The 19,017-nt window shown below is 69.2% G+C and carries 21 protein-coding genes; 8 read left to right on the top strand and 13 right to left on the bottom strand.

All coding sequences use genetic code 11. The features are described 5' to 3' along the window. Nucleotides 1-34: 34 nt before the first annotated feature. A complete protein-coding gene (locus tag OHA25_RS14950) occupies nt 35-3,340 on the bottom strand; it encodes a BTAD domain-containing putative transcriptional regulator (protein ID WP_327588166.1) in 3,306 nt (1,101 codons plus the stop codon). A 156-nt stretch (nt 3,341-3,496) separates the two neighbouring features. On the opposite strand from OHA25_RS14950, the gene OHA25_RS14945 reads away from it, so the two are divergent. Beyond that, the gene (locus tag OHA25_RS14945; RefSeq protein ID WP_327588165.1) at nt 3,497-4,258 is read left to right on the top strand and encodes an SDR family oxidoreductase; all 762 of its coding nucleotides are present in this window, start codon (nt 3,497-3,499) and stop codon (nt 4,256-4,258) included. Nucleotides 4,259-4,609: 351 nt separating this feature from the next. Then, nucleotides 4,610-5,074: a nitroreductase/quinone reductase family protein gene (locus tag OHA25_RS14940; RefSeq protein WP_327588164.1), complete on the top strand. Its 465-nt coding sequence runs from the start codon at nt 4,610-4,612 to the stop codon at nt 5,072-5,074. A 137-nt stretch (nt 5,075-5,211) separates the two neighbouring features. On the opposite strand, the gene OHA25_RS14935 is transcribed toward OHA25_RS14940, so the two are convergent. Further along, nucleotides 5,212-5,790, bottom strand: a complete 579-nt coding sequence (locus tag OHA25_RS14935; RefSeq protein ID WP_327588163.1) for a dienelactone hydrolase family protein — start codon at nt 5,788-5,790, stop codon at nt 5,212-5,214. 78 nt (nt 5,791-5,868) lie between these two features. Here OHA25_RS14935 and OHA25_RS14930 point away from each other — a divergent pair, with 78 nt between their 5' ends. Further along, complete coding sequence (locus OHA25_RS14930; RefSeq protein WP_327588162.1) at nt 5,869-6,444, top strand: ArsR/SmtB family transcription factor; 576 nt, start codon at nt 5,869-5,871, stop codon at nt 6,442-6,444. A 3-nt stretch (nt 6,445-6,447) separates the two neighbouring features. Beyond that, a complete protein-coding gene (locus OHA25_RS14925; protein WP_327588161.1) occupies nt 6,448-7,590 on the top strand; it encodes a winged helix DNA-binding domain-containing protein in 1,143 nt (380 codons plus the stop codon). A 389-nt stretch (nt 7,591-7,979) separates the two neighbouring features. Here OHA25_RS14925 and OHA25_RS14920 read toward each other — a convergent pair whose 3' ends face one another. Continuing rightward, entirely contained in the window at nt 7,980-8,228 is a 249-nt protein-coding gene (locus tag OHA25_RS14920) for a hypothetical protein (protein WP_327588160.1), read from the bottom strand. 423 nt (nt 8,229-8,651) lie between these two features. On the opposite strand from OHA25_RS14920, the gene OHA25_RS14915 reads away from it, so the two are divergent. Continuing rightward, a complete protein-coding gene (locus tag OHA25_RS14915; protein WP_327588159.1) occupies nt 8,652-9,548 on the top strand; it encodes a S41 family peptidase in 897 nt (298 codons plus the stop codon). 122 nt (nt 9,549-9,670) lie between these two features. Beyond that, entirely contained in the window at nt 9,671-10,141 is a 471-nt protein-coding gene (locus OHA25_RS14910; protein ID WP_327588158.1) for a hypothetical protein, read from the top strand. Between the two features lie 45 nt (nt 10,142-10,186). On the opposite strand, the gene OHA25_RS14905 is transcribed toward OHA25_RS14910, so the two are convergent. The 7 genes from OHA25_RS14905 to OHA25_RS14875 form a co-directional block, all read right to left on the bottom strand. Next, on the bottom strand, nt 10,187-10,528 hold the full coding sequence (locus OHA25_RS14905; RefSeq protein WP_327588157.1) for a hypothetical protein: 342 nt from the start codon (nt 10,526-10,528) through the stop codon (nt 10,187-10,189). Nucleotides 10,529-10,570: 42 nt separating this feature from the next. Continuing rightward, on the bottom strand, nt 10,571-11,473 hold the full coding sequence (locus OHA25_RS14900) for an aminoglycoside phosphotransferase family protein (protein WP_327588156.1): 903 nt from the start codon (nt 11,471-11,473) through the stop codon (nt 10,571-10,573). A gap of 170 nt (nt 11,474-11,643) precedes the next feature. After that, complete coding sequence (locus tag OHA25_RS14895) at nt 11,644-11,829, bottom strand: hypothetical protein (RefSeq protein WP_327588155.1); 186 nt, start codon at nt 11,827-11,829, stop codon at nt 11,644-11,646. Beyond that, entirely contained in the window at nt 11,816-12,340 is a 525-nt protein-coding gene (locus OHA25_RS14890; protein ID WP_442942186.1) for an ATP-binding cassette domain-containing protein, read from the bottom strand. The genes OHA25_RS14895 and OHA25_RS14890 overlap by 14 nt, the downstream gene beginning before the upstream one ends. A gap of 72 nt (nt 12,341-12,412) precedes the next feature. After that, entirely contained in the window at nt 12,413-12,898 is a 486-nt protein-coding gene (locus OHA25_RS14885) for a hypothetical protein (protein WP_327588153.1), read from the bottom strand. After that, nucleotides 12,895-13,419 carry an RNA polymerase sigma factor gene (locus OHA25_RS14880; protein ID WP_327588152.1) on the bottom strand — a complete coding sequence of 175 codons (525 nt, stop codon included), beginning with the start codon at nt 13,417-13,419 and terminating at the stop codon, nt 12,895-12,897. Before OHA25_RS14880 ends, OHA25_RS14885 begins: the two co-directional genes overlap by 4 nt. Nucleotides 13,420-13,577: 158 nt before the next feature. Then, on the bottom strand, nt 13,578-14,174 hold the full coding sequence (locus OHA25_RS14875; protein WP_442942111.1) for a hypothetical protein: 597 nt from the start codon (nt 14,172-14,174) through the stop codon (nt 13,578-13,580). Between the two features lie 318 nt (nt 14,175-14,492). Between OHA25_RS14875 and OHA25_RS14870 the strand changes: the two genes are divergently transcribed. Both OHA25_RS14870 and OHA25_RS14865 read left to right on the top strand, forming a co-directional pair. Continuing rightward, nucleotides 14,493-15,149, top strand: coding sequence for a winged helix-turn-helix transcriptional regulator (locus tag OHA25_RS14870; RefSeq protein ID WP_327588151.1), 657 nt, complete (start codon nt 14,493-14,495; stop codon nt 15,147-15,149). Between the two features lie 136 nt (nt 15,150-15,285). Beyond that, entirely contained in the window at nt 15,286-16,152 is an 867-nt protein-coding gene (locus OHA25_RS14865; protein ID WP_327588150.1) for an acyl-CoA thioester hydrolase/BAAT C-terminal domain-containing protein, read from the top strand. Between the two features lie 191 nt (nt 16,153-16,343). Here OHA25_RS14865 and OHA25_RS14860 read toward each other — a convergent pair whose 3' ends face one another. The 3 genes from OHA25_RS14860 to OHA25_RS14850 form a co-directional block, all read right to left on the bottom strand. Beyond that, nucleotides 16,344-16,904, bottom strand: coding sequence for a cysteine hydrolase family protein (locus tag OHA25_RS14860; RefSeq protein ID WP_327588149.1), 561 nt, complete (start codon nt 16,902-16,904; stop codon nt 16,344-16,346). A gap of 317 nt (nt 16,905-17,221) precedes the next feature. Next, a complete protein-coding gene (locus OHA25_RS14855; RefSeq protein ID WP_327588148.1) occupies nt 17,222-18,091 on the bottom strand; it encodes a LysR family transcriptional regulator in 870 nt (289 codons plus the stop codon). Then, entirely contained in the window at nt 18,088-18,783 is a 696-nt protein-coding gene (locus OHA25_RS14850) for a CTP synthase C-terminal region-related (seleno)protein (RefSeq protein ID WP_327588147.1), read from the bottom strand. Before OHA25_RS14850 ends, OHA25_RS14855 begins: the two co-directional genes overlap by 4 nt. Between the last annotated feature and the right edge of the window lie 234 nt (nt 18,784-19,017).

The raw sequence follows: 19,017 nt of genomic DNA, 5'->3' as shown, positions 1-19,017 counted from the left end.
CAGGGACTTCCGGGTACGTGTCCCGGCGTCTCCATCACGCGTCGAGCCACTCCGCGTCGGCGTCTGAGCCCAGGGCTGCGCCCTGTTCGAATTCGGCTTCGAAGCCTGCTTCTCCCAGCGCCGCCTGCAGCGCCGCGGTGATCCGGTCCACGTCACCGCGCTCGGCCGCCGGCAGCGGGGCGCCTGCCGAGGCGCGGGCCGCGGACGCCGCACCGAGCAGGCGCGCGGCCCGCGCAGGGTGTCCGGCGAGGGCCCACGCCCCGGCGAGCCCCTCCAAGGCCAGGGCGATCGCCCGTGGATCGCCGGTGTCCCGGGCCGCGGCCAGCCCTTCCAGGTGCAGCGCCAATGCCGTCTCCGCGTTCCCGCGCAGCTCCGCGAGGAAGCCGAGCTCGGCCAGGATCAGCGCCGTCCCGTACTCCGCGTCGAACTGCCGGTTCCACTCCAGCCACCGGCGCAGATACGACTCCGCTCGGTCGAACCGACCCTGCCGGCGCGCCCCCAGGGCGAGCCCGATCTCGGCGAACTCCTCGGCCGGCTGATCTCCCTGCTCGACGGCAAGGCGTCGGCCCTGCTCGTGGAACTCCTCGGCCCTGGCGTAGTCGCCCGTCAACAGGGTGATCCTGCCGAGCTCGGACCAGCGCATCGAGGCGTCGGTCCACAGCCCCAGATCCTCGGCCATCCGCAGCCCCTCCCGGTGCAGGTGAGCGGCCTGTGGATAGTCGCCCTCGATCTCCGCGAGCCGTCCGAGCACGGCCGTGGCCTGCAGCTGCCCCCATCGGTCACCGGCCTCGTGGAAGAGTTCGAGACTCTCCGTGCCGTCGCGCCGGGAAGCCTTGAGATCGCCGCACACGTACGTCTGCATGCCCCTGGTGCTGAGCCCCGCGGCGAGTGCCCAGCGGTCGCCGAACGCACGGGACTCCGTCAGCACCCGGTTCAGCAACTCCTCGCCTACCGCGAAGTCACCGAACCGGGTGACCGCGTAGCCGAGTAGCCAGCCCGCCCTGGTCCGCTCGTGCGGGTCGCGGATGCCCTCGTATACCCCGAGGATGGCGCGGCTGTGGCGCGCCAGTCCGTCCGGGGCGCCTGATAGCAGGCTCATCCCGGTCTGCCAGGCCACGGTCCCCGACCGGTCCGGCACCCGATCGGCCGTGGAACCCACCGCTGAGTCCGCCGCGCCCTCACCGCGTCCGGGAGGATCCTGCGGCTGGGCGAGGGCCAGAGTGAGGTAGCGGTTGGCCTCGGTGAGGCGGCCGCGCAGGAACCAGTACCAGGCCATCGCGTGAACAAGCCGGCGCATCTGGCTAGCGTCGCCGTCGGCGGCGGCGCTGTCGAGGGCGCTGCGGATGTTGGCGGTCTCGGCGTCCAGGCGTCGCAGCCAGTGCTGCTGATCGGCGCCGCGAAGAAGGGGGTCCGCCCGCTCGGCGAACGCCGCGTAGTAGTGCGCGTGGGCGCGCCGTACTCGCTCGTGCTCGGTTTCCCTCAGCCGCTCCAGGAGGTACGCCGAGACCGACTCGAGCAGCCGGTACCGGGTGCCGTCGGCCTCGTGGGCGACCAGCACGAGGGAACGGTCGACCAGCCGGGTCAGCAGGTCCAGGACCTCGGCGGGCTTCACGCCGGCACCGGCGCAGACGGCCTCGGCGGCCTCCAGGGTGCAGCCGTCGGAGTGGACGGCGAGCCGGCGCAGCACCGCCTGTTCGGCTGCGGTGAGCAGTTCCCAGCTCCAGTCGATCATCGCGCGCAGGGTCTGCTGCCGCGCCGGGGCACCCCGGTGGCCGCCGGTGAGCAGCCGGAACCGGTCGTCCAGACGGCTGGCCAGCTCACGCACGCCAAGCACCCGTGCCCGGGTCGAGGCCAGCTCCAGGGCCAGCGGGATGCCGTCGAGCCGGCGGCAGATGGAGGCGACCGCGCGGGCGTCGTCGTCGGAGAGGGCGAAGCCGGGCGAGGCTGCCGCAGCCCGTTCGAGGAACAGTTGCACCGCGCTCGACGTGCGCAGCACCGCCTGGTCGGCCGAGCCCCCAGGCAGATCGAGCGGGGGCAGATCGAGCGGGGGCACCGGCCATACCTGCTCGCCCGGGATGCTCAGCGGTTCCTGGCTGGTGGCGAGGATCCGTACGCCAGGGGCGTACCGCAGCAGCGTCTCCGCCAGGCTCGCGGCGGCCTCGATGACGTGCTCGCAGTTGTCCAGGACCAGGAGCAGGCGCTGGGTGCGGAGCGCGTCGGACAGGCGGTCGAGCAGTGTGTGCGACCGCCTGTCGGGCAGCGGGCCAGGATTGGCGTCGTCCCGGATGCCCAGCGTGGCGGCCACCACCTCGGCCAGTTCGTCGCCCGTGGTGGCGGCGCCGGACTCGGTGGAGAAGGCCTGGGCGGCCAGCTCCACCAGCCATACGCCGTCCGCGTAGGAACCGGTCAGGCCGGACGCCACCTCCACTGCCAGGCGTGTCTTGCCGACCCCGCCGGGCCCCGTCAACGTCACCAGGCGGCCCGCCGCGATCAGGGCGCGAACCTGCTCCAACGCGTCCGACCGCCCGATCAGGGCGGTCGGCGGGATGGGCAGGTTGGTGTGGCGGCGTGGGGCGGACGCGGGTGCCGGGACGGCCCGCAGGGCCGGGTCCTGCCGCAGGATCTCCTGTTGCAGGGCGGCCAGTTCGGGACCCGGCTCAAGGCCCAGCTCCTGGTCCAGGCGGCGGCGTAGATCCTGATAGCTGTCCAGGGCCTCGCTCGCCCGGCCCGCGCCGTACAGGGCCCGCATATGGGCCGCGCGCAGCCGCTCCCGGAGCGGGTGCCGGTCCGTGAGGTCGCCGAGCTCCGCGGCGAGAAGGCGGTGCTCGCCCAACTCGAGGCGGGCCTCGGCCTGCTCCTCGATGGCCAGCAGGCGCTGCTCCTCCAAGCGCGTGATGGCCGCACGCGCGAAGTCCTCGTCGATGAAGTCGGCGAAGGCCGGGCCGCGCCACAACGCCAGCGCCTCAGTGAGCAGGCCGGCACGTTCGCGCGGGTCGGCGGTGGTACGGGCTCGCGTGGTGAGCGCGGTGAACCGGCCTGCGTCCACGGCCTCGTCCGCCACGTCGAGGACGTAGCCGAGGGCCCGGTGCGCCACCAGGCCCTGCCCCCCGGCCCGGGCGAGCACCCGCCGCAGCCGCGACACCAGGGTCTGCAGGGCGCCCGTGGGGTTCGCCGGCGGCGTGTCGCCCCACACTTCGTCCACGAGCCGGTCGGCGGAGACCACCTGCCTCGGAGCCGTCAGCAAGGCCGCGAGCAGTGAGCGCACCTTCGACTCCGGCACCACCACGAGCTCACCGTCCGCCGACCAGACCGCAAGCGGACCCAACACCCCGAACCGCATGGAATCACCGTACGGCCACGCGGTCCTTGCCTGGCGTGTCAGCGCGCCGCAAGCGGACCGACAGAAGACCGCGAGTCCTGGCCCCCACTCTCTGTGTGCCGGTCGGAACCGGCGCACCACACGTACCTCGCATGCTGTCTGAGCAAGGAGTCAATGATGAGCAAGTTCGCAGGCAAGAAGGCCGTCGTCACAGGGGGTACCCACGGAATGGGCCTGGCCATGGTCAAGGCGCTCCTGAACGGCGGGGCCGAGGTCGTCCTCACGGGCCGCAACGAGACGACGATCGAGCAGGCGCGCACCGAGCTGAAGCCGGACTCCGCGCACGTCGTACGCTCCGACGCGGCGAGCATGGCCGACATCCGTGCCCTCGCCGCCACCGTGCGGGACAAGCTCGGCCGCATTGACTACCTCTTCGTCAACCACGGCATCGCCGAGGTGCAGACGCTGGAGGAGGTCACCGAGGACTCCTGGGACCGGCACTTCGCCGTCAACGCCAAGGGCGCCTTCTTCACCGTGCAGAGCCTGTCACCGCTGATCAACGACGGCGGGGCGATCGTCTTCACCACCGTCGCCAACGACCTGATCTTCCCCGGCCTGAGCGCCTACTCCGGCTCCAAGGAAGCGGTGCGTGCGATCTCCCACGTCCTCGCAGCCGAGCTCCTACCTCGCAAGATCCGCGTCAACTCCGTCGCCCCCGGCTACATCAAGACCCCGACCATGGGCGTCGCCGGGCTGACCGAGGAAGAACGCCGCGAGTTCGAGCGGCAGGGCAGCGAGACCACTCCGCTCAAGCGCAACGGCACCGTCGAGGAGGTCGCCGCAGCCGCGCTCTTCCTGGCCGCCGAAGCGACCTTCACCACCAACGTCGAATTCCCGGTCGACGGCGGGTTCGCCCAGGGCCTCAGCAGCGCGCACTGAGGCACGCCCCGCTTCCAGCCGCCGCCCGGCCCATGTGCGGGGCGGCGGCCGGATCTTGTCATCAGTGAAGATTTCAAGCTGTGCAACGGAAAGGCACTCACACATGACTTCTCGACCCTCCACCGCTCCGTGGCACGCGGCTTGGCGCTTCGAACCCAATGCATCAGGTACAGCTGCACCTGACAGCTCAACAGGCGTCGGCGCACTCACAGGTCGTATCGCCCAGGCCGCCGCCGCCCACGTCACGGCTGGCGTGCTCGTCCTGAGGAGCAGATATGTCGGCAGCATGGCCACGCGTGAGCTCGCGGTCAATGCCAGGTCCGCCCAAGGCATCACCGCGGGAGACCACTGATGTGGGACGACGCCGCCGACAGCCCCGACCCTTCGGTCGCCGAGCACGTCCGCCGCTACCTCGCCACGGACGGCCGCGACGGCTACCTGGAAGGAGGGGTGACCAACCTCGTCCTCACCGTCAAGGGCAGGAAGTCGGGCCGGTGGCTGCGCACGGGACTGTTCTTCGGCGAGGACGACGGCCGCTACGTGCTGGTGGCGTCCGGCTCGGCCATCACCCATACGCACCCCGCGTGGTACCTCAACGTGGTGGCCAACCCGGAGGTCGGCGTGCAGATCCTCGGCGAGCGGTTCACCGCCCGCGCGCGTACCGCCGAGGGGCCGGAGCGAGAGCGGCTCTGGCGCATGATGACCGAGCTCGCGCCGGTCTACCGGACCTACGAGGCCAGGAGTCGCAGGCAGATCCCCGTGGTCGTCCTGGAGCGGGCCTTTGGGGCGGCGGGTCTGCGTGAGCGCACCACGTAGGTCGGTGCTGCAGGCTGGCGGGGTATCGCCGCGGTTGACTGCATGCTGCAGCGTGGTGGTGCGGCGTGCCGTACCCGAACCGGGGTGAACGGCGGGCAACGTGACCGAGTTTGGGAAGCCGATGCTTCTTTCGCTATTCAGCCGATGGTGGCGAGGAAGTCGAGGGTGCGGCGGGTGAGCAGTGCGGCGGCGTCGGCGTCATACGACGGCAGGCTGCTGTCGGCGAAGAGGTGCCGGTTGCCGGGGTAGAGGAACAACTCGGCGTGTTTCGCCGAGGCGACGAGGGCGCGGGCGGCGTCGAGGTCTCCTTCGCCGGCGAAGATCGGGTCGGCGTCCATGCCGTGGACCTGGACCGGCAGGTTCTCCGGCCAGGAGATCCCGAACTCCGAGACAGGCAGGCAGGACTCGAAGAGCAGCGCGCCACGCGCGCCTGGCCGGGTCTGCGCCAGCTTCTGGGCCGGCATGACACCGAGTGAGAAGCCGGCGTACACCAGCTCGCTGGGCAGTGCGTCGGCGGCGCGCACACCACGCTCCAGGAGGTTGTCGAAGCCGGCTTTGCCCGCATAGGTCTGGCCGTCGTTCAGGCTGGCGAACGTGTGCCCGTCGAAGAGGTCCGGTGTGTGCACGGTGTGCCCGGCCTGGCGTAGCGTCTCGGCGAAGCCGAGGAATCCGGCTGTCTGCCCCTGAGCGTGGTGGAACAACAAGACCTCGGTCATGCGGCGGCCCCTTCCGTGCGTGCGCTCCTGAACGAACGAGAAATCTCGAATGATTGATGATGTTAGACTAATCGAATCATGTCGACCAATCCTTCGGTTCCGGACTACGACCTCGCCGAGGTGATCGAGCTCAGCACCCCCGAGCAGGTACGGGCCATCGGCGATCCGCTGCGGACCACGATCCTCGGTCTGCTGCACGAGCGCGCTGCCACCGTGACGGAGCTGGCTGCTGCGGTCGCGCGCCCCAAAGGCACGGTCGCGCACCACGTCAATGTCCTGGCCGAGGCCGGGCTGCTGCGCGTGGTGCGGACCCGGCGGGTGCGGGCGATCGATGAGCGCTACTACGGCCGCACGGCCCGAATGTTCTACGTCGGCGTCGGCCGATCTCCCGGCGGCGGCCCACTCCCGCTGGACTTCAACGACTTCGAGGTCGCGGCCAGGGAGTCCGCCGCGGCCTATCAGGCTCACCAATTGTGGGCGTTCATCCGGCACGCTCGGATCTCGCCGGAGCGGGCCACGGAGTTCTGGCACCGGATCAAGGACCTGGTGCAGGAGTTCGATCAGGTGCCCCGTTCCGGTGAGACGACCTACGGATTCGCCGTGGGCCTGTATCCCATGAGCGACTACCCGACCCTGCCGGCCGACAAGGACTGACGCATGCGGCTTACCGCGCGGGAGCTCAACCGGGCCACGCTCACCCGCCAACTGCTCCTGGGACGGCAGGCCCTGGATGTCGTCGAGGCCGTGCGCCGCCTGGTCGCCCTGCAGGCGCAACACGCCGCCTCACCGTACCTGGCCCTGTGGAACCGGCTCGCCGGGTTCGACCCGGCGGACCTGGACGCGGCGTTCGCTGAGGGCAAGGTCGTCAAGGCGACGCTCCTGCGGATCACGCTGCACGCGGTCCACGCCGAGGACTACCCGCCCTTTCACGAGGCGATGCAGCCCTCGTTGCGCGCGCCCCGGCTCGGCGATCCGCGCTTCACCAGCAGCGGCATCACCGCGGCAGACGCTGACGCGCTGATCGGCGAGCTCCTGGCCTTCGCGGCTCAACCCCGGACCGCGGCCGAGATTCAGCCCTGGATCGAGGCGCGGCTCGGCGTCCCGCCGAAGGGCGTGTGGTGGGCGCTTCGGTCCTACGCGCCGCTGCTGCACGCCGTTACCGGCGGGCCCTGGTCGTTCGGCGCGCGGCCGGCCTACATCGCGGCGGGGATAGCGCCGACGTTGGGGAAAGCGGCCGACCAGGCCCTGCAGAGGCTGGTTCTGCGCTATCTGGAGGGGTTCGGCCCGGCATCTGTCGCCGACGTCGCACAGTTCGCCCTGGTATCCCGGTCCAGGGTCCGCAGCGCGATGGGCGCCCAGGCCGGAGTGCTCGAACGGTTGACCGGGCCCGACGGCACGGAATTGTTCGACCTGCCCGACGCACCACGCCCGGCAGCCGACACACCGGCCCCGCCACGGCTGCTGCCCATGTGGGACAACATCCTGCTGGCCTACGCCGACCGCAGCCGTGTCATCCCACCGGACTATCGCAAGCTCGTGACCCGGTCCAACGGCGACGTCCTGCCGACGCTGCTGGTCGACGGTCATGTCGCCGGCGTGTGGCGGCCGGTCGAGGAAGGGATCGAGGCCACCGCGTTCCACCCGCTGCCCCGCGAAACGTGGGACCAACTGGCCGACGAGGCGCAAGCGCTCGCGGCGCTGCTGGCCGACCGCGAGCCCGGGGTCTACCGTCGCTACGACCGCTGGTGGTCGGACCTACCCGGCGCCGAGGGGCGTATCCTCCCCGAACAGACGCCCTGACCAGCGCGTAGGGATCATCGCCGCACCGCCGGGCCATGTCGTCGACATCGGAGGTCAGCATGACCACAGGACCCGGCTGGCGCAGTGCCACCTCTGCGACCGTCGCGTCGATCGCGTACTTGTGCCCGTGCAGACCTGCCGCCTTGAGCAGTTCCGCAGACACCTTCGCCGCTGCCTGGGACACCGGCTCGACCTTGACGTGGGAGAGCACCCACTGCAGCCGAGGCATGTTCATCCGCGTGTGGCTGACTTCCACGATGGTGTTGGCCCCGGTGGCGAAATCGGCGCCCACGGTATGGAACACCTGGAACATCGCGAGAATCTTGCGGTATTGCGCGATCCAGGCGGAGAGCCCTGGGAGGCCAGGACGACGGTTTCGACCTGCTCGATCACGCTGCGCTCGCCGGACCGCCGGGATCCGCCGCCCCGAAGATCCTGGAATGAGCCTGAGCCAGCTCCTCCTCGGTGAACTCCCCGTGCTCCTCCTGGTGACGCAGCAGGTCGGCGCCGAGAAGGTGGTGGCGCAGCTGGCGTCCCACCGCCTCGGCGACATAGCCGGAGACGTTGTCGGTGAGTTTCCTGAGTTCGGCGACCTGGTCACTCGGCAGCATCACTGTGATCCGTGTCGTTTCCGCCATGAGGCAAGCATGCCGCGGTATGCACGTCGGGTCAGGCGCCCCGGCCACACCTCCCCACCGAGATCCGAGTCCCGAGCGCGAGATACGCCTGGACTCATCCCGCATTCTGGCTCCACCCGTCGGCGGCGATCAAATCTTGATCACCAGCAAGATCTGGCGCCCCCCACCCAGCGGCCGTCGCCCCGAAGGCCGGTGAGGTGGGGGCGGGGTTTCGGGGCGGTCGGGCTGTGTCACTGGTGGCCTAGGGCGAAGAGGAACCGCTGACGCGACGGGTGGGCGAGCGCCGCGAACCGCACAGGCGCGCCGATCTCCAGAACATCTCATGGACGTGGCAAGTGGGAAGGCTGATCACGCATAACGAATGTGCCTAAACGTCTTTGACGTTTTCGTAAGGGCAGTGCTCTACTCCCTGCCATGACTCCTGTGACGACGCTTCAGCCTGCCCCTGTCATCGACGAGACAGCCCGACTACTGACCGAGCACTACGTTTTCCCTGAGATAGCCGAGCAACTCGCCGGCCTGCTCCAACGACGCCTCGCCGAGGGCGCCTATGACGTCGACGGTACCGAAGAGCTCGCCCGTCTGGTCACCGCGGACCTGCAGTCCGTCAACAACGACAAACACCTGAGACTGAAACACCACGCCGACCCGGTGTCCCCCGAGCAAGGCGCGGCCACTCTGGACTCCATCCGCCTGGACTTCGACACCTCGCTGGGCGGTGCGCCCCGGGTGGAGTTGCTCGACGGGGAGGTCGCCGTGGTGGAACTGGCGCCGATGCTGTTCCCGCTGGAGTGGGCCGCCGAACCGCTGAGCGCCGCGCTCACCCTGGCCTCCCGCGCCCAGGCGCTGATCGTGGACCTTCGCAACAACCGGGGTGGCGACCCAGACACCGTCGCCTTCGTCTGCAGTTACCTCCTGGACGAGCGCACTCACCTCAACACCATGTACTGGCGCCGCGGCGAGCGCAGCGAGCAGTCCTGGAGCCTTCCGCACGTTCCCGGCGCGCGTTTTGGTGGCAGCAAACCGTTGTACGTGTTGTCCAGTGACAGCACCTTCTCCGCCGCTGAGGAACTGGCCTACGACCTGCAACAGCTCGGCCGCGCCGTTGTCGTCGGCGAGCCCACCCGCGGCGGCGCACATCCGTGCAAGGGCTGGACTGTGCACCCCCACTTGGAAGCCACCGTCCCCACCGGCCGCGCCATCAACCCCGTCTCCGGCGCGAACTGGGAGGGCACCGGTGTCCAGCCCGACGTCCCTTGCGCTGCTGCCGAGTCCCTCGACCAGGCACACAAACTGGCCCTCGCCCGACTGGCAGGCTGACGCAGCCCAGCTCATCGACAGTGTGGTATCCAAACGTCGTTCGTGATCAAGGCGACTGGAGCTTCGGCCTGGCGGTCCGTGTTTTTGAATGGTGATCATCCGGCGAGGTTCTGGAGAATGGCATGGTGCTGACCGAAACGGTCCGGAAGGCGTTACCGAAGCAGCGGAGCAGGTGGCCGTTCTTCGTGTGTCTCACGCTCCTTGCTTCGATCGTCGCCTACACCCTGGTGTTCGACCTTCCCCAGTGGCGAAACGACGAGCAGCTGGCCCGGCTGCAGGAGCGGGTGAGCATGCTCTCCCTCCCACCCGACACCGAGCATGATCTGCGTGCCGAGGCCAGCGTGGTGGGCCTTCTGTCGGGCAACGGCAATCATTGCGACTATCTGGTGCATCTGGCCCTGGTCACGAAGCTGCCCGACGCCGAGATCGCACGCTACTACGAGTCCGTCACGGTCGAGGGCGTCGAGGGCGGTGAGCTCTCCGGCACCGTCTATGTCAACCCGAGCGGATCAAGGCGGGACGGGTTCAAGGGCGTCATCGTGGAATTTTTCGACGGAGGCCACGAGGCCGGGTCCGACATGCGCTGCCACTAACCGAAAGCCCCGGCCATCACCGCGACACGCCGAACAGCCTCCTTCTCAGAACTGAATATGGCTACAGAGAGTCGAGCTGGTCGCAGGGGGCTCAGGGTTCGCCACCAAGATCAGTTCGGTTAAGCATGTGTCAGATGTTCGCTCCTCCGGCCAGACCCCGCATAACGCAGCCGGCTGGAGGAGATCCGCGACAACCTCATCGCCCGCATCGCCGAAGCCGAACGCGAAGGCCGGCTCGGCGAGGCAGAAGGGCTCCGCGTCAGCCTGGCCGGCGCCCAAGACAAGCTCATCCAGCTCGATCGAGGCCACGGGCAGCATACGGCCGTGGACCTTGGCATCCCCACCACGCGTGGTGATCGATGAACCCGCGAAGGTGGGCTGCCACATGGCCCTCAACCAAGATCGAGAACAAGTTCAAAGAAGCGTGCATCAAACGCCCTTCAGAACACGATCAAGTGCCGCCCGGCCTGCAGGTCCCCAGTTCGGCTTCCCGCCGGGAAGGCCCCGATCTCCGTTCTGCCCCATGAGCATCAGGAAGAGGCTCTTCATAGCGGCCAGCCCGCGGGCGCGCCTGATCGTTGCCTCGTCCGCGTGGGCGTACGCGTCGAAGAACCGTGCGGCCGCGCCCGCGGGGAGCAGCACCCACGCGGCGCCGAGGTCCCACGCGGGATCGCCGGCGAACAAGGCACCGAAATCGATCACGCCCGAGAGCGTCCCGTCCGAGACGACGACATTCGCGGGATGGAGGTCACCGTGCACCCACACCGGCGGGCCCTCCCACTCGGGGGCCGCGACGGCATCGGCCCAGACGGCCCGGACGGCGCGGACATCGCCGACGGCGTCGGGGTCAATGGCCTGCAAGAACTGCTCGAAGCCGCCCGTGCACCTCTTGGGATGAGCGCCGAAGTCCGAACTGGCCGGGGCCTCGGCGGGCGCCTCCACATGGAGCGCCCTGAGGAAGCCCGCCAGCGTGTCGGCCGCGTGGGCGTCGCGGCTGATCGAGCCGTGGTCCAGCGGCTCGCCGGGAACCCACGTCATCACGGTCCAGTGCCTGGGGAAGCGCTCGGACGGTTCGCCGAACCGCACCGGGGTCGGCACCGGGAGCGGCAGGCGCGGAGCCAACACAGGTAGCCACCGCCGCTCCTTGAGCTGGAGCTCCGGAGTAGGGTCCATGCGCTGCATGCGCACGGCCAACTCGTCCCCGAGGCGCCACATTTGGTTGCCCCAGCCGCCCGCCACCTCGCGGATGGCCAGCCCTGCAAGGTCTGGATGTTGCTCCTGCAGCAGGTCGCGGACCAGGTCTGCGGTGATCTCGATCTCGGTGTCGGTCATGCGACGTCACAGTACTGAGGCGGCAGGCGGAGCGGCTCTCGCTCTCCGGAACATCTCGCTGTGATTCCTCTGGCATCACCGATTCGGTTTCACCGGGCGGTTCGAGAGTTGATGTTCCTTTCGTCGTTGGGGTTGGGTGAGGCGGGCCGATCAGGGGGCTCACTTCTGGGCTACGGACGCGGCTGAGCGAACAATCCCGGCTCGGTTTCGACGAGGATGCCCTTGCTGATCAGACGCTTCAGCTTGGAGCGGATGTGCTCGGCCGACGACCGCTTCCACCACGCGACGTGCAGGAGGCCATCGCGCTGATCCAGGCCGGTACGGCAGTGTCTCGCGTAGTACTCAAGGCCGCGCATGGTCGGCCGAGATCTGACCATCACGCCTGAGAATGGTCTCCCTGCCGTAGTCGGTGTACTCCGCGGGACGCCCCACCGCCCAGATGTCCTTCCCGCCGGGGATCGCCGCAAGGGCCTCCAGCCGGCCCTCGTACATCCGCTCCAAGGTCCAATTCCTGCCGTCGAAGTGCAGCAACACAGGCTGCGATGGGCGGTCGAGTTCGGCCCCGCCGGACAGGCGATCTGCCCGCTGCTGGACGGGGATGTCGTGCGCGAGCAGGAACGAGGTGGCGGTGTGCTGGTCCCAGCGGGGGTTGGTGGCGGCGCCGAAGCGCAGGAGGTCGACCACGCTCCAGCGCCGATACAGCGGCTTGTCCTGCGCCACGAACGCCACCCTGGACACCTCCAGCGGCCTGCCGAAGACGCGCACCCGGCCGATAGTGATTATCAGCAGCCCGGTCACCAGGTTGAGCAGCGTGGTCTTGCCCGCCCCGTTCGGCCCGACCAGCTCGCACCGAGCCACGGCGGCCAGCTCGAAGGTGGCGCTCCCGGAGCGCCCAGCGGTTGCGGTAGCGCTTGCCCAGCGTGCCGGCCTCCAGCGCGTTCACGCCTGCTCCCCGCCGGTCAGCTCGCGCTTGAGGCGCAGCAGTTCGGCCCGGCGAGCGTGCGCCCGCACCAGCAGCACCAATGCCGCCGCGACGAACACGCCCCCCACTGCCGACGCGGCACCCAGGCCGAGACCGCGCTGCACGGTGATGCCTACCACACCCACGGTCGTGACCAGCGAGGCGACCAGGGCGATCCAGGCAGCGATCACTCGGTCGGTGGCGAACAACGGCACCCTGCGGGTCAGCAGCCAGCAGCCGTAGCCCGCCCAGGCCAAGCAGAATACGGTGAACAGCGCGAACGCCCCGTGAGTGCGGCCGGGCAGCGGACCCGGCTCACTCCACCACAGCGCGGCCACGAACACCGTGCCGCCCAGCCCGGCCAGCAGCGCCACCACGGCGCGAACCCGTCGCCACGGTGAAAGCGACGGCTCAAGCCGCTCGATCATCTCCTGCGCCGACAGACGCGGCTCCTCCTCGATCACGGCCGGTATCCCCTTTCCTCCAGACGCTCCCGCAGCAGCCGGCGAGCCCGATTGAGCCTGGACTTGACCGTGCCGGTAGGGACTGCGCAGACCTGCGCGCACTCCTCGACCGACAGATCCTCCAGGTAAAACAGGACGAGAATCTCCCGCTCCAAGACCGGCAGCCCCGCCAACGCGGCGACGAGCTCGGCACGATCCGCCATGGCCTCGACGGGATCCTCAACCATCGCCTCGTCGGCGGTGAAGCTCTCCTTCTCCCTGGCGTACTCACTGCGCAGGCGGTCGGTCACCGAGCGGCGGGCGATCGTGAACAGCCAGGGTGCGAACCGGCCGGGTTCCCGCAGCCGGGGCAGGCCACGGACCACAGCCAGCCAGATCTCCTGGGTCACCTCGTCGGCCCGCTCGGCATCCAGCATCCGCCGCACATAGGTCCACACCGGCACTCGCCATCGGGTCACCAGCTCGGCCCAGGCAGACCGATCGCCCAACTGGGCGCGGACCACCAGCAGCTCATCGGTCATCTCATCCCTTCCGTCACCTTGCACAGTCGGGCGAGAGACCGTTCAGGTTCACGGGGCGCTCACATCATCGTGCGGGCGGACCGGCCGTGGTCAACGCAGGTCGGGATCAAGGTGCCGGTCGGGGCCGCACAATGCCGGCCGATCGTCCGGCGAACTGGCTACGGGGGGCTCATGACGGTGAGCATGCGGGCGAGCTTCCATGGCCGACGACCCCAAGCGGCGAGTTTTCCTCCCAAAAGCGGTTTCCACATTCCTTGTCGGCCGATGAACATCAGCATGAGAGCCGCGGGGTCGGCAGAGACGTGGGCGTCAACGTCACGTGCGCCCGCCGCGTCGAGCGTCAACGAACCGCCGTCGAAGACGAGCAACGTGCGTCCACCTCCACGCAGGCGCACGTCGAAGCGAGCTCGGAAGAATCCGGCCTTCTCCTGGTTCACGAAAGCAGTGGGCGACAGAGCCGCGATAAGCGGAAGCGCGCCGCCCTCGATCGCGAGCAGAGCGTGGTGACGCTGGATCGGCCACGGGCGCCCAGCGGCTCTGGCGATGTCATGGCCGTGCACCAGGCATTCCTCGAGCAGGTGACAGGCCACCGCCGACGGCGGCAGGCGGACACCTTGCAGCCAATCGACGGCGGCGGCTCGTGAACGCGACGCGACGTCGTCGAACTCGTCTGCCAGCTTGCCGATGCGATCTGCGAGTACGGCTGGGTCCCGTTCGCCGTCCTCGGCCAGCATCTTCGCGTTGACCTCGGCCATTCCCGCCGTTGTCACTATGGCTTCCGGGAGCGGTCTTCCGGCGACGGCGTCGGTGTCGACGCGAAATACATGAGATAGGTGAGCCGCGACCTCGCCGACCGTCCACGTACCGACCGAAGCGGAGTTGGCGTCAGGGACGCTCCGCGCAAGGGTGACGAGGCGGGGGACAACGTCCCGCAATGCCGCACGAGCCTGGGCCATGGTGTCGGACGCACCACTGTGCGTCGCAGCCGGGACCATGTCAGCACCACCCTCGTTTCGGCGACTGTGGTATAGATAGTCAAGTCGGCTTGAGGTTGTCAAGTGTGTGGGTGGGAATTGAGTCGAAGCTACGGCCAGCACTGCGGTCTCGCCCGGGCACTCGATGTCGTGGGCGACCGGTGGAATCTGCTCATCGTCCGCCAACTCCTCATGGCTCCCGCCCGCTACCGCGAGCTGCTCGACGGTCTCCCTGGCGTGGCCACCAACCTGCTCGCCGACCGCCTCCGCGACCTCGAGACCGCCGGAGTGGTCGAGCGGCGGCTGGCCGAGGAGGGCAACGTCATCGTGTACGCCCTCACCCCGTGGGGCGCCGAGCTGCGGGAGCCGATCGAGAGCCTCATCCGCTGGTCCACGCCACTCATGGCCCGCGGACCAGGCGGCGACCACTTCCGCCCCGAATGGCTCGTCGTCGCCCTCCCCGCCCTGCTCCGTGACAAGCCGGCTGCACGCCGGTCATCGACGGTGGGGATCGCGGTCGACGGTCAACTGCTCCACGTGCAGGCGACGCCCTCGGGCATAGAGGTCAGCCTGCACGATGGTCGCGATCTCGATGCCGTCGTGCGCGCTGACGCCTCGATCGTGCTCGGGCTGGCAGCGGGTGTGCTCACCCTCGACGACACCCTTGGGCTCGTCGAGATCGATGGCGATGATGCTGCCGTACGAGCCGTCTTCAACCCCCGAGGCGCCAATGTCGAAGGCTCCGTGCACCGATGACCGCCGCCTCAAACGAGGCCTTTCGGACGGACTAAGACATTCACCGAGCCTCAGCTCAGCGCGGCGCCAGGCTGACATTCACCTGCCTGCCCGTCCCGTATCGGAGGTAGTGAGTTGCCTCCAGTAGGTTGGCGGCATGGACGCCATGATCGTCGAGCATGAGCTGACCGGGCCCTGGGAGGGCTTTCTCTCCGCACCGGCTGCGGGCAGCAGCGGCGCGGGTGTCCTTGTGCTTTCCGGATCGAGCGGTCGGATCGAGCGCGAACGGTGTCGGCTCTTCGCTCGCGCCGGCGTGACCGCGGTGTCGGTTCGGTGGTTCGGCGGGCCTGGGCAGGTGCCTGGTATCTGCGAGGTCCCGCTGGAGACCTTCGTTGCTGCAACTGGGCTGCTGCGTGAGCGTGGCGCCAGGCGCATCAGCATCCTCGGTAACTCCAAGAGCGCTGAGGCAGCCCTGCTCGTGTCCACCCTCACGAACTGCGCCGACGCCGTGATCGCGCTTGCCCCGACGTCTGTCACCTGGGCCAATGTTGGGCCGGGTCGTGACGGTCGGCACCACCCGTACCGCTCCAGCTGGACCTGGCAGGGGCGGCCGCTGCCCTTTGTCCCCTATGACGAGTCCTGGAGGCCGAAGGAGCAGGAAGGCACACCGGTCTCTGTGCTCAGTTGGTACGAGCGCAGCCTCGCGATACATGCGGACCGGTTGCCCGCCGCTGCCATTCCGGTGGAGAAGGCCAGCGCCGATCTGGTCCTGATAGCGGGCGGCGCCGACCGGATGTGGCCGTCCCTGCGCTTCGCCGACGAACTCGCGGCCCGGCGCTCAACAGCCGGGAGGGAGGCAGTGCTCATCACCGAGGCCGACGCAGGGCATCGGGTCGTCTTCCCAGGAGAGGTGGCTCCGGCTCCATCCACCAAGTTCGACCACGGCGGGACCCCGGAGGCGAGTGCGGCGCTTGGCGCTGCCGCCTGGCCACACGTCATGGCAGCCGCCGTCTGCGCCGCCTGAGCGATCCAACAGATCTAGAGCCTTCAGCGCTGCTATTTCTCACCGACATTTCATGACTGCATCGGCCCGGTTCGGTCATGTCCGCGGGTGTCCCGGGACATCGGACCTTGAGCTCTTGTCATCGAAGGCTGAGCGGTCAAGTGCGCCGTCTCATCGCGGGCATGGCTCAGATCTTCAATGCTGACGGCTGGTCACAGGCGGGCGGTCCACTCGTGGCCTGTAAGAACGTCAGCGCCCCTGGCCGGGAAGACGCGGTTGATCAGGAAGTCGTGCACGTCCGGTTCCCCGTCGGCGCAGGCGTCGCCGAGCACGGTCACGTGGTAGTCGCGGTCGGAGGCGTCGTAGAGGGTAGCGGCGATCATCGCCCCGGTCGCGACACCGGTCAGCACGATCGAGTCGATGTGCTGGGCGCGCAGGAGCCGATCGAGGTCGGTCGCCGCGAAGGCGCTGGCGCGGCGCTTCAGGACGACGGCCTCGCCCGGCAACGGCGCGATGCGCGGGTGCACGAGCGTCTCGGGCGATTCTTCGTGAAACAGCGTCCCCGCCCCGACCAGGCCGCTGATCAACTGGTTTCCCGCTGCCACATCAAGGCCTGAGGCCCGGAGCCCGAAACGGATGAAGATCACCGGGATTCCGGAGGCTCTGGCCGCGGGGAGAACCTTTTCCACGACGGGGAGCACGTCGGCGGCGAAGGGGTAGTTGTCCACGATGCCCGCCTGCAGGTCACCGACGATGAGCGCGGTGGTGGTCATACGGCTCCTTGTCTGTACGGCGCGCCATCGGCCATCCCCCACGGTCGTATCCTTGGCGCTTTTGTTGTCGATCTAGTACGACGATAGTGGGACAGATTCGCATAAGGGCCAGCGGCTGCGGCGCTGGCGGCTTGGGCGCAGGCCGCACTCTTGGACTCCCCACCACCAGCCCCCTGATCCGCTCAAACCACGATGGCACGAGCTCGAGGTCCGATGTCACAGGACATCTCTTGCGGATAGCGATCGTTTCCGGTGGAAGACGATGTCGCTGAGAAGCGACAGCGCTGGGGGGCTTGCGGTCAGAGCGCCGGCGTGCTTCAGACCCTTTCGAGCGCATGCTCGAGGAGCGCGGTGGCCGCAGGGAGCGGGTCGGCCGGGAGGGCCAGCAGGATGGTGCGCACGGAGGCCGGTTCGAGGGGGATGGCGTGAACGCCAGCGTGGTGAGCGGGTAGGGAGAGCTCGGGCAGGATGCTCACGCCGAGCCCTTCGGCGACCATGGCGAGGATGCTGTTGGTGTCGCGGACTCGATAGTGGCAGCGCAGGCTCGCGCCTGCTTCCCGCGCGAGCGCCGTGATGAGCGGCTCGCATCCGCCGGTCGACATGATGAACGGCTGCCGGGCCAGGTCCGCGACCGGCACCGAGTGGCGTACGGCCAGGTCGTGACCGCTGGGTAGGGCGGCCAGCATCTGGTCGGTGGCCAGCGGGCGCATGACCAGATCGGGCACGCTGGCGGAGACGGCTCCGGCCGTCAGGGTGCCGATGTCGGCGGCCCCGGTCTGCAGCCAGTCGAGTACCTCCTCGTCTGACCCCTCGATCACGGTGAGCCGCACGTGTGGATGCGCCTCGCCGAACGTCCGCAGGATCCGCGGCAGCAGGCGGGCGTTGGCGCTGGGGATGGCGCCGACGCGCAGGCTGCCGCGGTCGTGCCCGCGCGCCGCGGCCACCTCCTGCTCCAGGGCTTCGAGCTGGGTGAGGATGAGCGTGGCGCGGCGGCAGACGGCTCGCCCGGCGGCGGTCAGGCTCACCCCGTGGCTGCCCCTGACGAGCAGGGCCAGGCCGAGTTCGCTCTCCAGGCCGCGCAGCGCATGGCTGACCGCGGACTGCGTGGTGTTCAGCTCCTCGGCCGCGCGGGTCATGTTGCCGGTACGCGCAACCGCTTGCAGGATCCTGAGCTGCGTGAACGTCATAGCGCCGCGCGCAGCAGCCCCACGGCCAGCGGGTGCGGGCGCCCGGGCCACGAGCTCGTCTGTGGCACAAACAGTGTGGCTAGGTAGTACGGGTGGTCGGGGATCTCCAGCACTCGGGCCTCACCGGTGTCGTCCACGCCCGTCACCCGCAGCCCGCCCTCGTGCAGGGCACTCTGGTAAGCGGGATTGAGGCCGAAGTTGCAGTAGTACTGCTCCTTGGCCTCGTCGCGCCCGTACACGTCGGCCACTAGGGAGCCGGGCGTGAGCGTGACGGGCATGGTCCGGCCGGCGAGCGAGCAGGCGAGCTCGGTGACGAACAGGCTGGAGGCGTAGGGGTCGTACTCGGCGTGCTGCGCGTCCTCGAACCGGAGTACGTGGCGGGCGTACTCGATGATGATGTGCTGGCAGCCGCCGCACGTCCCCAGGGTGGGGACGCCGTGCTCGCGGCCGTGCCGAAGCGCGGCCAGCGCGCCGCGCAGGCTGCGGTACGGGCTTCCCGGGGCGCACCACAGCACGTCCGCGGCGTGCACGGCGGACAGGTCCGCTTCGAGCGGCTCGGTGGCCAGCCAGCGGACCTCGATCTCGACCCTGAGGTGGTCGGCGGCGTGGCGCAGCGCATCGTCAGTGGCCACGTGCGGGGTGTATGCCTTGTCGTAGTCGCCGATGACCGCGACCTTCAAGGAAGGCTTCATGCGCCCACTATGCGGGGACGGCGGCATGAGTTCCAATACCTGATCCCGCAGAGGTCATGAGCTCACGCTCATGACAGCCCGACCCGACACCAGCACCCCCGATGCCTCCCCGGACCTAAGCTGCCCCGGTCTTGGGCCTATCGCGGGCACCCGGGTGCACATTGCCGGCCTCTTCGGCGGCGGCCTGCACTGCACCACCCCGGACGGCTGGGGCCTCGACGTCGTCAGCCCCGA

Origin of the sequence: Nonomuraea sp. NBC_00507, from assembly GCF_036013525.1 — a bacterium.
Taxonomy (GTDB): Bacteria; Actinomycetota; Actinomycetes; order Streptosporangiales; family Streptosporangiaceae; genus Nonomuraea.
Note: the sequence above shows the minus strand (reverse complement) of the source record. Positions and strands in the feature narration are given on the sequence as shown.